This window comes from Treponema vincentii (assembly GCF_010365865.1).
GTDB lineage: Bacteria > Spirochaetota > Spirochaetia > Treponematales > Treponemataceae > Treponema.
This window is the reverse complement of sequence record NZ_CP048020.1, coordinates 2,174,539-2,190,019: the sequence shown is the minus strand read 5'-3', so window position 1 is coordinate 2,190,019 and position 15,481 is coordinate 2,174,539. Positions and strand designations below refer to the sequence as shown.

Below are 15,481 nucleotides of genomic sequence, written 5' to 3'. Positions count from 1 at the left end.
GAGGATGGGCTATGAGAGATATACAAGATTTCGACAATATTATGATTAAATTAGCTTCGCCCGAAGCGATCCGCGCGTGGTCGTACGGCGAAGTAAAGAAACCCGAAACAATTAACTACCGTACCCTGCGTCCTGAGCGGGAAGGGCTTTTCTGCGAGCGTATTTTCGGTACTACAAAAGAATGGGAATGCTATTGCGGTAAGTTTAAATCAATCCGTTACAAAGGCGTTATCTGCGACCGCTGCGGTGTCGAGGTTACTCATTTTAAAGTACGCCGCGAGCGTATGGGGCATATCGAATTGGCAGCACCTGTTTCTCATATCTGGTACTATCGGTCGGTACCGAGCCGAATGGGGCTTTTGCTGGACTTACCGGTTGCGGCGCTCCGTTCGGTGTTGTATTACGAAAAGTACATTGTCATTGAGCCGGGTGGAACGGATTTAAAGAAAAATCAGCTGTTAAACGAAGACGAATATCGCGATGCTCAGGAACGGTACGGCGGCGCCTTTACCGCAAATATGGGAGCGGAAGCCGTTAAAACCTTATTAAGCAACTTAAATCTGGATGAGCTCGCTGCTCAGCTCAGAATGAAGATGATCGAAAAGGGTGCAAAAAGCGATAAGCGGCTTTTAAAGCGCATCGAAATTGTCGAGCATTTCAGAACGTCAAACAATAAGCCCGAATGGATGATTCTCGATGTGATTCCGGTTATTCCGCCCGATTTGCGCCCGATGGTACAGTTGGACGGCGGACGCTTTGCAACTTCGGATTTAAACGATTTGTACCGCCGCGTTATTCACCGGAATAGCCGCTTAACTCGCTTGATGAGCTTAAAAGCACCCGATATCATTATCCGCAACGAAAAGCGGATGCTGCAAGAAGCGGTAGATGCTTTGTTCGATAATTCGAAGCGGAAGCGTGTCATTAAAGGTTCGTCAAACCGCCCGCTCAAGTCTATCTCCGATATGCTCAAGGGTAAGCAAGGGCGCTTCCGCCAGAACCTGCTCGGTAAGCGCGTTGACTATTCGGGGCGTTCGGTTATCGTTGTCGGTCCCGAATTAAAGCTGTGGCAGTGCGGCTTGCCCACCAAGATGGCAATGGAGCTTTTCAAGCCGTTCATTATGAAAAAGCTCGTGCAAAAAGAAATCGTTTCCAATATCAAGAAAGCAAAGATTATGGTTGAGCAGGAGGCCGCTCCGGTTTTTGCCATTCTCGATGAGGTTATCAGCGAACATCCCGTTATGTTGAACCGTGCGCCGACGCTGCACCGGCTCGGTATTCAGGCCTTTGAACCGGTTCTTGTCGAAGGGAAGGCTATTAAGCTGCACCCGCTCGTTTGTAAACCGTTCAACGCGGACTTCGACGGTGACCAGATGGCTATTCACGTACCGCTTACACAGGCGGCGCAGATGGAATGTTGGACGCTGATGCTTTCAAGCAGAAACTTGCTCGACCCTGCAAACGGAAAGACAATCGTATATCCGTCACAGGATATGGTTCTCGGTTTGTACTATTTAACCAAGCAGCGTTCATTAAAGGAAGGTCAGCATGTTCGCCGGTATTCTTCAGTTGCCGAGGTGATGATGGCCGCAGAGGCCGGTTCCATCGGTTGGCAGGAACTGATAAAGATTAAGTACCGCGGTGAAGAGGTTGAAACGACGCCCGGCCGCCTCGCCTTTAACGAAGAGATGCCGGAAGGAGTTCCGTTTGTCAATACCGCTCTGGATGATAAGCAAATCCGCAAGCTGATTGAAACCGTGTACCGCACGAAGGGAACATGGGTTACCGTCCAGATGCTCGATAAGCTCAAATCCGTCGGGTATTACTATGCGACTTTCTTCGGCGCGACGTTGAGTATGGATGATATCATTATCCCTGCGGAAAAATCGGCTATGCTTGAAAAAGCAAACAGCGAAGTTCTTTCTATATATAATCAGTATCGCGGCGGTCATATTACGCAGGAAGAGCGGTATAACAGGGTTGTTGAAGTGTGGTCAAAGACAAACGAAGAGTTGACCACGATAATGATGGATACGCTCGCAAAGGATCAGGACGGCTTCAACACAATTTATATGATGGCCACCTCCGGTGCTCGTGGTAGCCGTAACCAGATTCGTCAGCTTGCCGGTATGCGAGGCCTTATGGCTAAACCGAGCGGCGACATTATCGAGTTGCCCATTCGTTCAAACTTCAAAGAAGGTTTGAACGTTATCGAATTCTTTATTTCTACGAACGGCGCCCGAAAGGGTCTTGCCGATACCGCGTTGAAGACTGCTGATGCCGGTTATCTAACGCGTCGTCTTGTCGATATTGCACAGGATGTTGTTGTCAATGAAGAAGATTGCGGCACCATCAACGGTATTGAATACTCGGCGGTAAAATCCGGAGACGAGGTTATTGAATCTTTGAGCGAACGGATTGTCGGTAAGTATACGCTCGAGCGGGTTGAGCACCCGATTTCGCATGAGCTCTTAATTGATGTAAACGAATATATCACCGATGAGATTGCTGCGAAGATCGAAGAAGCAGGCGTCCAGACCGTTAAGCTCCGCACGGTATTAACCTGCGAGTCCAAACACGGCGTTTGTGTCAAGTGCTATGGCCGCAACCTTGCCCGCAATAAGATTGTCGAAATCGGCGAGGCGGTCGGTATCATCGCCGCACAGTCCATCGGTCAGCCGGGTACTCAGCTCACGATGCGTACCTTCCACGTCGGAGGTACGGCAAGCAGCACGACCGAAGAGAATCATATCACCTTTAAATATCCCGTCATCATCAAGGATATTTTGGGAACATCCATTCCGCTTGATGACGGCAATCTCTTGTTTACCCGGCGCGGTACGCTTCTGTTTGAGAAGGTACTTAAAGAGTATACGCTTGCGGCAGGGGATTCCGTTGCGGTGGAAACGGGTGTTCGCATTCTGCGCGACGACGTGCTGTATACCGCTGCGGATGGCACGGTTATAAAGAGCCCGCTGAACGCTTTTGCTTATTTGAAGGGTTCGACGTTGTATTTGACGGCGCCCGAACAGAAGACCGAAATCAGAAACGGTTCTACCGTTGTTATTAAAAAGGGTGATTACGTACCGGCTACCTCGATTGTTGCAACCTTCGATCCGTATAATGAACCGATTCTTGCGGAACAGGACGGATTTGTCCGGTTTGAGGATATTATCCCCGGTTCGACCCTCGAAGAAGAAGTCAACGATGAAACCGGCGTCGTGGAACGCCATATTTCCGAATTAAAATCGGATATGACCTTACAGCCCCGTGTATTTATTTCTGATGAATCCGGTAATGCGCTCGGTTTCTATTATCTACCGGACGGCGCTCAGCTGATGGTCGAAGAAGATACGCAGATTAAGGCCGGTACCGTTATCGCAAAACTTGCAAAAGCCGCTGCGAGAACGCAGGATATTACCGGCGGTCTTCCCCGTGTTTCGGAACTCTTTGAAGCTCGCCGTCCCAAAGTGCCTGCAGTACTGGCTCAGGTCGCCGGTACCGTTTCGTTTAAAGGCTTGCTGAAAGGTAAGCGCATCGTTATTGTGCGCGACCATTACGGCAAGGATTATAAGCACTTGGTTCCGATGTCCAAGCGACTGCTTGTCCGAGACGGCGACACGGTTGAAGCGGGTGAGCGGCTATGCGACGGTAACCTTGATCCACATGATATTCTTGCAATCTTGGGTGAAAATGCACTTCAGAATTATCTGATGAATGAGATCCGTGACGTTTACCGAATGCAGGGCGTTTCCATCAACGATAAGCACATCGGCGTTATTGTCCGCCAGATGCTCCGTAAGATTGAGGTGGTTTCCGTCGGCGATACCCGCTTTATCTACGGTCAGCAGGTTGATAAGTATCAGTTCCATGCGGAAAATAAGCGCGTTACCGCGGAAGGCGGTCAGCCGGCTATCGCTCGTCCGATGTTCCAAGGTATTACCAAAGCGGCATTGAATATCGACTCATTCATCTCGGCTGCTTCGTTCCAGGAGACGACAAAGGTTTTGACGAATGCCGCTATTGCCGGAAAAACCGACGAGCTGCGCGGCTTAAAGGAAAACGTTATTATCGGACATCTTATTCCCGCCGGTACCGGTATGCCGCAGTATCGTTCGGTTAAGCTCTTTGATAAGAACATGAGCGACTTGGACGAGCAGGTCAATGAAATTCTCGAGCGGCGCAGACGCGAGCTGGAAGAAGCGGCAGCTGCCGAAGCCGAAGCGGAGATGGATGAAGAAGATTTTGATACGGATGACGATCTCGGCTATGATGATACGGAGTCCGTCGAAACTTCTTATGATGAAGAGCCTCGTGAAGAACCTGCAGGAGATGCTGGGGATTTTGAGGATTGACAGTCTGCATATAGTGCATTAAAATAAACAGCTGTTGTTATAACTTAATCCGTAGTGCTGGCGGAGAGATATAAGGAGTTAGGGCAAATGCCTACAATTAATCAATTGATAAAGCAGGGGCGTAAAGCGGTCGTCTCGCGAACCAAGAGCCCTGCATTGCAGTCATGCCCGCAGAAGCGCGGTGTATGCACCCGTGTAATGACGGTTACGCCGAAAAAGCCGAATTCCGCATTGCGGAAGGTTGCCCGTGTGCGTTTGAGCAACGGTATCGAAGTAACTGCCTACATTCCGGGTATTGGACATAACTTACAGGAACACTCCGTTGTGTTAATCCGCGGCGGCCGTGTTAAGGATTTACCGGGTGTGCGATATCACATCATCCGTGGAACAAAGGATACGCTCGGTGTTGCCGATCGTAAGCGCGGCCGTTCAAAGTACGGCGCGAAGAAGCCCAAGGCGTAAGGGAGGTTTATTATGGGACGAAAAAAGAAGACTATCAATAGACCGATTGCGCCGGATGCACGCTATAACAGCGTCGTGCTTTCAAAGTTTATTGCTCGTATGATGCTTGACGGAAAAAAATCCGTTACAACGGCTATTTTGTATGACAGCTTTGATGTAATTAAATCGAAGACCGGCGAGGATCCGCTTACCGTATTTACCAAAGCACTTGAAAACGTTAAGCCGCTTGTCGAGGTAAAATCTCGCCGCGTTGGTGGCGCCACCTATCAGGTGCCGATCGAAATCCGCGAATCCCGCCGCGAGGCGCTCGGAATGCGTTGGATTATCGGCGCTGCCCGCAGCCGGAACGGTCATGCAATGTCTGAACGTTTGGCTGCCGAGGTCATTGACGCCTACAACAATACCGGTACCGCCTTCAAAAAGAAGGAAGATACCCACCGTATGGCGGAAGCGAACAAAGCCTTTGCGCACTACCGCTGGTAGTTTTATATCTGCCGGTACCGATCGTTATCGGTAATGCAGCAGAGAGCGAAAAGCCTTGAAACAATATGTTTCAAGGCTTTTTTTATTCATCTTTCCGATAATGCTTGTATCCGGGGTGTTTACCCCATACCTTATAGTCGGCACGCATACGGCAGAGGCGGTCTATGTTTTCGCGAGAAATTTCTTTTTCACCGCCGAGGATATGGGCGTAGATACTGATTTTTGCCGAAAGCTCCAGGGTCTCCATTCGGTAATATGCGGTTAAAAGATCACGGCCGAGGGCAAGCGCGCCGTGGTTTTCGAGAAGAAGCACGTCGTGTTCGGGTAAATACGGAGCAATCGCTTCGGGAACTTCGTCGGTTGACGGCGTTCCATAAGGGGTAAGCGGTACCGAACCGATGGTAATAACCGATTCAATGGTTGTATAGCGATCCAGCGGTAGGTGCGCGACTGCAAAGGCTGTTGCGGCAGGCGGATGCGCATGGACTACAGCGCCGACATCATCGCGATCTTGATAGCAGCGTAAGTGCATTCTAATTTCCGATGAGGGCTTATAACCGGAAGCTCCTTCGATAATTTCGCAATTCTTGGTAATGATCAGCAATTTTTCAGGAGTGATAAGGCTTTTGCTGATGCCGGTCGGCGTTACCAAAAAATTCCCATCTTCTAACTTGGCCGATACATTTCCGTCATTTGACGCTACCCAGCCGAGCTGCCACATTTTATGGCAGATGTCGCACATCTGATCTTTAATCTCTGAAATATTCATAGCGTTCAGTATACTGCGGAATGCTCTTCTGTCAATTTAAAATGGCTAAAACTATAGAAATTTTTTGACAAAACCTTCGCATATTTGTATTATTCGTATGATCCGATTATGGGGAGTATAAACCTTATGGAAAAGGCGATAACACGGCCGCTGATAGTGCGCAGAGGTATGCCGTATTTTTTGTTGTTTTCAATATATGCGATAGTCAATACCTATCTGCCGATTATGCTTAGAACACTCGGGTTTTCAACGGCGCAGATCGGTATTCTGCTCGGTGTTATCGAAATAGCGGGTGTATGTGCACCTTTCTTTATTACGCGCCGACTTGATAAAACCGGTCGTTACGGATTGGTCATGTGCATATTCGGGTTTGATATTGCGCTATTGCTGTTACCGCTCCTCCACTCCCATTCTTTTTTTGTTACGGCGATCTGCCTTGGTATTTTTGCCATAGGTTTTAAGGGAATGGTACCGGTATTAGACGGATTCACAACAAAAGCGCTTGGACAGCATAATGCCCAATATGGGAAAATTCGAGCGCTCGGTTCTGTCGGCTTTGTCGGAATGAATCTATTTTTGCAACTGCATCCGCTTATTTCGGGAAAAAGACCCATTTCAATGATGCTGAGCATTAGTACGGGGGCACTGTTGTTTGTGGCAATGCTCCGATGGGTGCCCGATTTATATGATCCGTTGCAAGTTCGGGCAGATAAAAAGAATGGTGCGGAAAGTCTGACCGGAAGGAATACGGTGTTGCCGGACGGTGCGGAACCTCTTGCGGTAGAGCAGTTCCCAAAGGATTTGATACAACTGAATGCACAGGAGACTGTAACGCCCGCAGGACAACGGAGGTCACCTGCCGTATTTGCTAAGTTATTTTGGGAATACCTGTTGTTGATTTTTCTCGCATTCTTAGGGTTAGTTCCCTGCCAACGTTTTTTTTCGCTCTATGTAGAAGAATATATCAAAATAGAAGCATCTGCCGGTTTATGGGCTCTGTCGGCAATGGCAGAAATACCGTTGCTTCTTATTTCCGGAAAGCTTATCCGGCATTTTGACAAAGAGCGGCTCCTTGCTGTCTGTTTATTTAGTATCATCGTACGGAATTGCTGTTATATTTTTATCCCCGGCATTGCAGGCGCTGTCGTAGGACAGCTTTTGCATTCGCTTAGTTTCGGCTTATTCCATCCGTTGAGCGTGCTGCTCTGCGTTTTGCATAGCCGTGGCAATACAGTAACTGCGATGACCTTTTTTACTGCAGCAAACGGTGTCGCCTATGTACTCGGCAGTGTGATTGGCGGATATATTATCGAATATATGGGGTATCAGGCTCTTTTTTTATTGTTTAGCGTATTCCCTGCTATCGGTATCGGCTTTTGTCTTCTGTGCCTGTGGCAAAAAAGCAATTGAACCTCCCTCTAAGCGTGGATTGCGAATCGGTTTTTAGAGATATTCATCAGTATTTCCCAGCGATTGACACATCGACACCAAACCATTTTTCGGATATTCTCCGAAGGGTTCCGTCTTGCGCCATATCGACAAGAAGAATATTTATCGCTTTTACCAACTCTTCGTCTTCTTTCCTAAATGCATAACTATAAGTCGCGATATTGATCGGATCTCCAATTACTTCGTAAGGTTTCTTTTCTATTGTGGTTTTATTGTAATATGTTAGTAAGTTCATGACGGCAGCGTCAAGTTGTCCATAATCCAATGCAGTTAGCATGATCTCCTGTCGGGGATAAAGATATGGCCGGCGTCCGTTATTAATATAAAGAGGGGACTTCATGACAATTTTACGCATCTCCTCATCGGACAGCATACCAATTCGCTTATTCCGTAAATCGGTAAATTGGCGGAACTGTACTTCACCACTAAAACTTTGTAGCACAACAACGACCAGCGCATCGCGTAAATACGGTATACTTAGTAAAAAGCGTTCGGCATTGGCCTCATTATTGATGAAACCGCTTGCGATATAATTAATTCTTCTGTTTTCGAGTTCTGCAATTCTGTTTTGGGATGTAATGGGGACAAGCCGCAGCTTTACTCCGAGCTTTTCGGTAACGGCTTTGGCTATATCTACTTCGTATCCCATGATTTCACCCGTACTGGAAAAAAAACTGAGCGGAGGAATTGACGGGTCGACGCCGACTACGAGTTCGTTTTTGACAATGACTCTTGCCAATGAAGAATCGTTTATACCTTCTTCATTTGTTCGCTGCTCGGTACAGGAAAGAATTGTAAACAGCAAAAGAATACCAAAAAAAATTTTTACTTTCATTTTTACCTCAGTACTATTAGAATCTGGTATTCAGTATTGACAAATTAGAACCGAACCATTTCTTTGAAAAGTTCGGGATAGTATTATCTCCATTCATTTCAATCAAAACAGATTCAATTTTAGCTACAAGCGATTTATCCGTTTTTCGAAATGCAAACGTATAATATTCGGTGGCAATGGCTTCGTTGATAATACGGTATCGTGGATTTTTGTCGAGCATATTCCATGAGTAAATAAGATCTAATACAGCAGCATCGCATGTTCCTGCATCGAGGGCTTCATACAGGTGATTAATAGAGTCAAGCTGCCGGATGCTCACATGGTCTTTCAACACTTCTACATCCAACAAAGCTTCGTCTCCTGCTGTTCCCACCTCAACTGCTATCCTTTTATCTCGTAACTGTGCCAACGTTTGATATTCTTTGCTTGCAAGAGCTACGACAATTTTCGCATTTTGAAGATATGGCGTACACATCCGATAGTGCTGTTTCCGGTCTTCCGTAAGGCTGAAGCCGCTCGCAATGCAATCAATTATTCCTGTATTCAAAAGAATCTCTTTTTGTGTCCAATCTATCGGATAAAAGATAGGATGAATGCCGAGGCGGCGGCATAATTCCGTTAATATATCGATATCATATCCCACTATTTCGTTCTTTTCATTTCTAAAAGAGAGGATGGGAACAAAATCTGAAACACCGATGACCAGTGTGGCTTTTACCTGAACCTTTGACCAAGACGGATCTTCAATATATTCAAGTTTATTACTGCGGCATGAAGAAAATAAAATACATAGTATACATAATACTGCACATGCAGTTACCCGTTTTTTCATATTTATCTTTACAACCTTCAACAACAATTTTTCGCACGGTGAGTTTAATACTTCTGTGGCCACAGACTAACACTTTTTATGAGTCCTGTAAAGAGAAATTGTTCAGAGTGTTCAGGGTAAATTGTTCATGTCCGTTTGATGGAATCGCATTAGGCTGCTCTTACTGATGAGTTCTATTTTACAAAATTGAAAAATTATTGATTTCACGAATATGAAAAGGGCAAAAATTGATTTCCGTGAAAAGTTATACTGTAACATTGAAATTTTCGGATAATCGTGTTATAGTGCACCGCTTAATGCATTCTGAAAAGAGATATCCTGTGATATGGATTTATAAGGAGGAATGATAAAGAATGAAAAAAATATCTTTGCGTATATTCACAATTACATTGGCACTTGCGGCGTTTTGTTTTGCAGGGTGTAGTAAAAATGAAGGGACGGCGCAGCAGACCGGACAATCGGCACAGGAAACGCAGACTGCGGTACGGTATAAGGACGGCGTTTACAAAGCTGTTTCCGGTATTAAGGATGATTGGGGCGGGTATGCTGAGGTAACGATAACCGTTAAAGACGGTAAAATAACCGACTGTGAATTTCTGTCTTACGAGAAGGACGGAACGCTGAAAGGCGAGGACTACGGCAAAACCGACGGAGTGATTAAGAATGCCGGTTTATACAAAATTGCGCAGAACGCAATTAAGAATGCCGAAAAGTACGGACCGAAACTGGTTGAAACGCAGCGGCTTGATAAAGTGGATGCGATTGCCGGCGCGACCGTATCTTATGAACTGTTTGAGAACGTAGTCGGTATCGCGCTTAAACAGGCGAAGGCGGAGTAGTAACGATGGCAGATTCCGAAGCGGTCAAAAAATTAACGGTTATCGAACTTGCGAAACAGAACCTTAAACGCAAGCCGTTTAGGACGGTGAGTTTGATTGTGCTGACCGCGGTGCTGGCGTTCAGTCTTTTTGCAGGCAGCTTTTTGGTCAAGAGTTTGAACGGCGGAATGCAGTCGCTGTCGAACCGGCTGGGTGCAGACATCATTGTCGTACCGCAGGGGTATGATTCAAAAATCGAAAGCGCACTGCTGCGGGGTGAACCGAACAGCTTTTACTTTAAGTCCGAGGTCGTAGACCGCCTTAAAAAGATTGAAGGGGTTGACCTTGCTTCTCCGCAGCTTTTTATCGCAACCCTTTCCGCCGGATGCTGTTCGTTTCCGTTGCAGGTAATCGGCATCGACTTTGATTCCGATTTTAATATCAAGCCGTGGCTCGAAAGACAGATTCGGTTACCGCTTACCGATAATCAGATTGTCGTGGGCAGTAACATCGTCGGGGATACGCAGTCCCAAGTTAAGTTCTTTAATCAGCCTTTTGTGATTACGGGACGGCTCGCAAAAACAGGTATGGGCTTTGATAACTCCGTGTTTATGACAATTGAAAATGCAAAGCGGCTTGCAAAAGAATATGAGCGGATTATGGAACATCCGGTTGCACAGGATGAAGATCTCATCTCCAGCGTTATGGTGCGGATAAAACCGAATGCCGATGTCAAAACGGTTGCCAAGCGCATCCTCGCTGAGTTTGAAGGTGAACAGATTTATCCTCTTATTTCCAAACGGATGATGACCAATATTTCCGCAAGTATCGCAAACCTCAATGTGTATATTTATGTGCTGCTTGCACTGCTCTGGCTTTTGTCGTTCATTGTACTTGTGGTATCGTTTTCTTCGATATTCCATGAGCGGAAAGAAGAATTCGGAATGCTGCGGATTATCGGCGGTACAAAGAAAAAACTTGCGCAGCTTGCTTCTGCCGAAGCGTTTATCATCAGTGCATCAGGTGCGGGAATTGGGACGGGTCTGTCCTGCTTAATTGTCCTCTTGTTTAATCAGGCAATTATCGCCGGCCTTAAAATGCCCTTTCTTACGCCGCCGGTTTTGTGGATACTGTTGTGCGCCCTTTTAACCTTATTAGCTATTTCGGTTATCGGACCGCTTGCCGCACTCAAAACCATTCACGGATTTACCAAGCAAGAGCCTGCGTTACAGCTGCAAGGATAGGGATTATCTATCCGTTCCAACATTCCGCAACTGCCGGTTTTGATAATCTGCCACAATTCCGTGCAGTTGCAATTTTGCAGGAAAACACTGTCATGGCTGATGATAATGAGTGCGCATGATATTTTTGCAAGGGCAGTTTCGAGAAGTCTGGCAGAAAGAATATCCAAGTGATTGGTCGGTTCGTCCAAAATAAGAACCTTGAGTGGGTTTGACATTGCAAGTGCAATCATGAGCTTGCGGAGTTCGCCGGGACTGATCCGCTTGCTGTCAGTAAAGGTAAGCAGCGCTTTGGGATTCGATCCCATGCGGTACACCGTAGAAAGAATTTCACTTCGCAGTTCTTTATCAAGCGAGAAGAAGTGTGCTAATACTGCTTGTTCTTCTGCTTTCGGAATTTCCTGCGGCAGATAAAATGAAAGACTTTCTCCATCGCTTTTCTTTTGCAGATCAGCTTCCCTTATCCGGTTTAATATTGTATGTGCAAGCAATGTCTTTCCTGTTCCGTTGGCTCCCGTCAGTGCAATGCGGGACTGCTTTTGCACCGTCAATTCGGGAATCTGCAAGGTATAACTGCCATCTTCTCCTGCACTGATGATTTGAGGCGGCAGGTGTATGAGTACCTTCGGAATGAACACAGACGTATCTGCTTGCGCCGGTGAAAACCCTTCCTTACGGTTCAGTGGTTTTGCTTGAGCATCGCGCCGTTTTTCGGCTTGTTCACGGCGGCTGTCAAAACATTTTTTTACCGTGCCCGGCGTCCTGTCTTTACCGGTAACAATGGCGAGGCGGATTTTTTGTGCTGCGTCGTGGTCTTTTCCGCCGTACACATTCCTCAGGCGGTTCTTAGAATGTTCTGCCTCGCGCTGCCACATATCGGAAAGTGCTTTTGCTTTTGAAACCCCTGCGTCAGCTTTATGCCATTCCGAAAGGCAGGAAGCTCGCTCTGTGTCCCAAAGTTCAAGCGCTGTACTTACATTCGCAGCATAGAGCTTACCTCTGATTGAATCGGCTCCGTCTGCGAATGCTGCCGATTCCCGATATAAGTAGAAGGTAGCGGTACACAATGAATCGGCAAAGGCGCGGTCATGACTGACAATCATCCCTGTGCCGGTAAACAGTTTTAAGGCATTTATAATGAGCTCTTTTGAAGCGGCATCCAAGTGATTGGTCGGTTCGTCAAGCAGCAGAACCGAAGGACGCTCCGCTAAAGCACAGGCAATTTGCAGCCGCTTCTTTTCTCCGCCCGAAAGCGTTTCCCAGCGTTCAAGCTGTTTTGCCGTAATATTAAGCAGCGAGAAAAAGCGACGCACTTCGTTATCCGCATCCCAGAACAATGTATACGCAGTATCGGGCAGTTCCGTACTGTTTTGCGCACAGTATACTGCCGATTCGCATTTAATTATCCCTGAAAGCGGCAGAAGCATCCCTGCGATTAATTTGAGTAATGTCGTTTTTCCGCAGCCGTTTGCACCGGTAATACATGTCCAATGGGATGCTCCTCCAAGCGCTGCGGAGAATCCGTCGAATAATGTCTCCGCAGAATCCGGATATGAAAAAGAAACATTTTGCAGTGTTATCATTCCGAGAACTGCTCCAAAATAAAATCTAAATATGTTTTACTCGATGCCATAATTACCGATGCCTTACAATTTTTTTATTGATGATAATGTGTACCGCACTGAACAATATATAATTTATCAGACCAAACTTTTACCGGCAATCAGTTTCCTTCAGTTCATGAATTTGACATCATACCGCACACTTTTTATCTTTTCTTCTTCATTTTCGGCGCCGGTAATTCATCATACATTGCATTAAACAAACCCGTTATAAATGCTTTGTCATCAACTTCGTCTACTAAAAGCATTTCTTTTGCGCCTTGATACGGCAATTCGTAGGAAGCGTTCGGCATATACGCAATTGCCGACGGAACCGCTTTTACCAGTAAGCGGTCATCGTAGATACCGCCCACAATTTTATCTCGATAGTAAATGATAAATTCTCCCATCATTGCGCGATAGCGTATGTCCTGCAATTCCGATAACTGCTCCAAAATGAAGTCTAAATATGTTTTACTCGATGCCATAATTACTAAAGTCTACTGTTTTTAACTATTATTTGTCTATACTGTTCATTTCGCGCTGTTTGCAAAAGCGGTTTTTTTACTTGACATTACTCGATAATAACGTTATATTAAAAAACCGACAATATTGTCGGTTTTTTGCAAGGAGGAAACTTTGTTGAAAGAAGAAAAACAAAAAGTTGGACAGATGAGAAAAAGAGAAATTCGAGAAGCCGCAAAAAGATGCTTTTTAGATAAAGGTTTTCAGAATACAACAATGGAAGATGTCATTACTGAAATAGGTATGAGTAGAGGCGGCGTGTATCATCATTATGCAAGTACAACTGAAATGCTTAAAGACTTGATGCTTGATGGAAATGAATACAGAAATAGCTTGATAACTGAATATTTAGCGCATAATCGGAGCAAAGATAAATATCAGCAAATGGGTGATATTTTAACAAGTAAGGCATTAGCGAAAACCGATTTAATGAAGCTGTACGCACTTCTTTTGCAAGCAAAAAACTATAATCGGGATTTGGAAGATTTATATCAAGAACTAAAATTGCATACAACCAAAGAACTTGATCTCATTGCAAAGAAACTGGGAATTACAGCACATATTTTTAAGGATGGTTTTTTAGTTCATTACATTAATAGTTTAATAGTGAGTTCGGAAGTGCTTAATGCACGGAATTCTTTTGATGCTCATAAGAAGTATATAAAAGAAACAATCATACAATACATTATTGATCTTGAAAAAAATAACTAAACCAATAGGAAGAGGTGAATTACGATGAAACAAGATATGAAAACACAACTATTAACTAAAAGTGCTAAAGAATTGTTATTCAAGTTGGCTATCCCGGGAATAATCGGAATGCTGGTTATCGGTCTGTACCCGTTTATGGATGGGATATTTGCAGGGCGGCTGATTGGGGACTATGCGATGTCGGCAATCAGTGTATCCATGTCCTTGACAATTATAAATGGCGGAATATCGGCTTTGATAGGCGTAGGCAGTGCATCGATATTATCACGAGCTATCGGTAAGGGTGATAAAGAAACAATAGATAAAATATTCGGCAATTTTTGTTATTGGGTTATTTTATTTTCTGCAATTATCACAATAGTAGGTTTGATATTCGCACCTCATTTTTTAGACATGGTTGGCGCTAAAGGAAATATTAAAGATCTTGGTGTTAGATATTTGCGGGTTGTGTTCTTTGGCTCTCTCTTTGTCAATTTCGCTCAAGCAGGTAATATGACAATGCGCGGCGAAGGGGCATTAAAACAATCAATGATGATTATGGGAACGGGAGCCATACTCAACATTATGTTAGACCCTATTCTTATGAAGCTCATGGGAGAGTATGCTATTGAAGGAGCTGCTATCGCAACCGTATTATCTCAAATCGTACAAGCTTTATTAACATTTCATTATTTTTCAAAGAAGAGTTCATTTGTGAAAATCCATAAAGTCAAAAAGTACAAAGCAATTTACCGTGAAATGTTTAGTATCGGCAGTTCGGCAATGATGATGCAAATTTTATTTGCGGTGCAGCAAACATTTTTATTTAAGCAAGCCTTTGTATATGGCGGAGATAACTGGGGAATTTTGATGTCTGCAACAATGAGATTATATATGTTTTCATTTATTCCGTTGTGGGGAATGAGTCAAGGATTGCAGCCTGTTATAGGAGCAAATTTCGGTGCAAAACAATACGGGCGAGTACAAGATACGATGAAGATTTTTATGTGTGGAGCAACTATTCTTGCGGCTGCTTCGTGGATACCGTCAATGTTTTGCTCCGATACATTACTGTCGTTATTCAGTGTAAGACATGAGATTATTGAAGCCGGCGTTAAAAACTTTAAGATGTTTTATTCCACATTTATTTTATACGGAATTATGATTATGACACTGACCTTTTTTCAATCTATTGGAGACGGTAAAAAAGCAGGGATCATTGTACTGTTGAGACAATTGGTATTATTTGTTCCGGCGATACTTCTGTTGCCGAAATTATTCGGAGTGTCAGCTGTTTGGTGGGCGGAGCCTATTGTAGATTTTACAATGATTATAGCCGGATTGTTTTTAATGCTTAATGTAATGAGAAAAATGGAAAAGGAAGCCGTTTAAGAGATTCCTTAATCTTAAAACAATGAACT

General features: G+C 44.9%; 13 protein-coding genes. 8 read left to right on the top strand and 5 right to left on the bottom strand.

Going from position 1 to position 15,481, the window contains the following annotated elements; all coding sequences use genetic code 11:
• Positions 1 to 11: 11 nt before the first annotated feature.
• The 3 genes from rpoC (at position 12) to rpsG (ending at position 5,300) form a co-directional block, all read left to right on the top strand.
• Positions 12 to 4,355, top strand: coding sequence for a DNA-directed RNA polymerase subunit beta' (gene rpoC / locus GWP43_RS10220; RefSeq protein ID WP_162664064.1), 4,344 nt, complete (start codon positions 12 to 14; stop codon positions 4,353 to 4,355).
• A gap of 87 nt (positions 4,356 to 4,442) precedes the next feature.
• Positions 4,443 to 4,817, top strand: coding sequence for a 30S ribosomal protein S12 (rpsL, locus tag GWP43_RS10215; protein ID WP_016518396.1), 375 nt, complete (start codon positions 4,443 to 4,445; stop codon positions 4,815 to 4,817).
• A gap of 12 nt (positions 4,818 to 4,829) precedes the next feature.
• Positions 4,830 to 5,300 (top strand): 30S ribosomal protein S7, encoded by a 471-nt coding sequence (gene rpsG / locus GWP43_RS10210; protein ID WP_044013319.1) that lies wholly within the window; start codon positions 4,830 to 4,832, stop codon positions 5,298 to 5,300.
• 82 nt (positions 5,301 to 5,382) lie between these two features.
• On the opposite strand, the gene GWP43_RS10205 is transcribed toward rpsG, so the two are convergent.
• Positions 5,383 to 6,069: a class II aldolase/adducin family protein gene (locus tag GWP43_RS10205; RefSeq protein WP_162664063.1), complete on the bottom strand. Its 687-nt coding sequence runs from the start codon at positions 6,067 to 6,069 to the stop codon at positions 5,383 to 5,385.
• A gap of 126 nt (positions 6,070 to 6,195) precedes the next feature.
• Between GWP43_RS10205 and GWP43_RS10200 the strand changes: the two genes are divergently transcribed.
• Positions 6,196 to 7,479 carry an MFS transporter gene (locus tag GWP43_RS10200; RefSeq protein WP_162664062.1) on the top strand — a complete coding sequence of 428 codons (1,284 nt, stop codon included), beginning with the start codon at positions 6,196 to 6,198 and terminating at the stop codon, positions 7,477 to 7,479.
• A gap of 46 nt (positions 7,480 to 7,525) precedes the next feature.
• Here GWP43_RS10200 and GWP43_RS10195 read toward each other — a convergent pair whose 3' ends face one another.
• Complete coding sequence (locus GWP43_RS10195) at positions 7,526 to 8,353, bottom strand: substrate-binding periplasmic protein (RefSeq protein ID WP_162664061.1); 828 nt, start codon at positions 8,351 to 8,353, stop codon at positions 7,526 to 7,528.
• Positions 8,354 to 8,369: 16 nt separating this feature from the next.
• Positions 8,370 to 9,185 carry a transporter substrate-binding domain-containing protein gene (locus GWP43_RS10190; RefSeq protein ID WP_162664060.1) on the bottom strand — a complete coding sequence of 272 codons (816 nt, stop codon included), beginning with the start codon at positions 9,183 to 9,185 and terminating at the stop codon, positions 8,370 to 8,372.
• Positions 9,186 to 9,538: 353 nt separating this feature from the next.
• Between GWP43_RS10190 and GWP43_RS10185 the strand changes: the two genes are divergently transcribed.
• Positions 9,539 to 10,024 (top strand): FMN-binding protein, encoded by a 486-nt coding sequence (locus GWP43_RS10185; protein ID WP_162664059.1) that lies wholly within the window; start codon positions 9,539 to 9,541, stop codon positions 10,022 to 10,024.
• 5 nt (positions 10,025 to 10,029) lie between these two features.
• Positions 10,030 to 11,247, top strand: coding sequence for an ABC transporter permease (locus GWP43_RS10180; protein WP_162664058.1), 1,218 nt, complete (start codon positions 10,030 to 10,032; stop codon positions 11,245 to 11,247).
• On the opposite strand, the gene GWP43_RS10175 is transcribed toward GWP43_RS10180, so the two are convergent.
• Both GWP43_RS10175 and GWP43_RS10170 read right to left on the bottom strand, forming a co-directional pair.
• Positions 11,202 to 12,827, bottom strand: a complete 1,626-nt coding sequence (locus GWP43_RS10175; protein ID WP_162664057.1) for an ATP-binding cassette domain-containing protein — start codon at positions 12,825 to 12,827, stop codon at positions 11,202 to 11,204. The two genes, GWP43_RS10180 and GWP43_RS10175, sit on opposite strands and share 46 nt — an antisense overlap.
• 185 nt (positions 12,828 to 13,012) lie before the next feature.
• Positions 13,013 to 13,333 (bottom strand): TfoX/Sxy family protein, encoded by a 321-nt coding sequence (locus tag GWP43_RS10170; protein ID WP_006189650.1) that lies wholly within the window; start codon positions 13,331 to 13,333, stop codon positions 13,013 to 13,015.
• 154 nt (positions 13,334 to 13,487) lie between these two features.
• Between GWP43_RS10170 and GWP43_RS10165 the strand changes: the two genes are divergently transcribed.
• The gene (locus GWP43_RS10165) at positions 13,488 to 14,081 is read left to right on the top strand and encodes a TetR/AcrR family transcriptional regulator (RefSeq protein WP_162664841.1); all 594 of its coding nucleotides are present in this window, start codon (positions 13,488 to 13,490) and stop codon (positions 14,079 to 14,081) included.
• 24 nt (positions 14,082 to 14,105) lie between these two features.
• Complete coding sequence (locus tag GWP43_RS10160) at positions 14,106 to 15,452, top strand: MATE family efflux transporter (protein WP_162664056.1); 1,347 nt, start codon at positions 14,106 to 14,108, stop codon at positions 15,450 to 15,452.
• Positions 15,453 to 15,481: the final 29 nt, after the last annotated feature.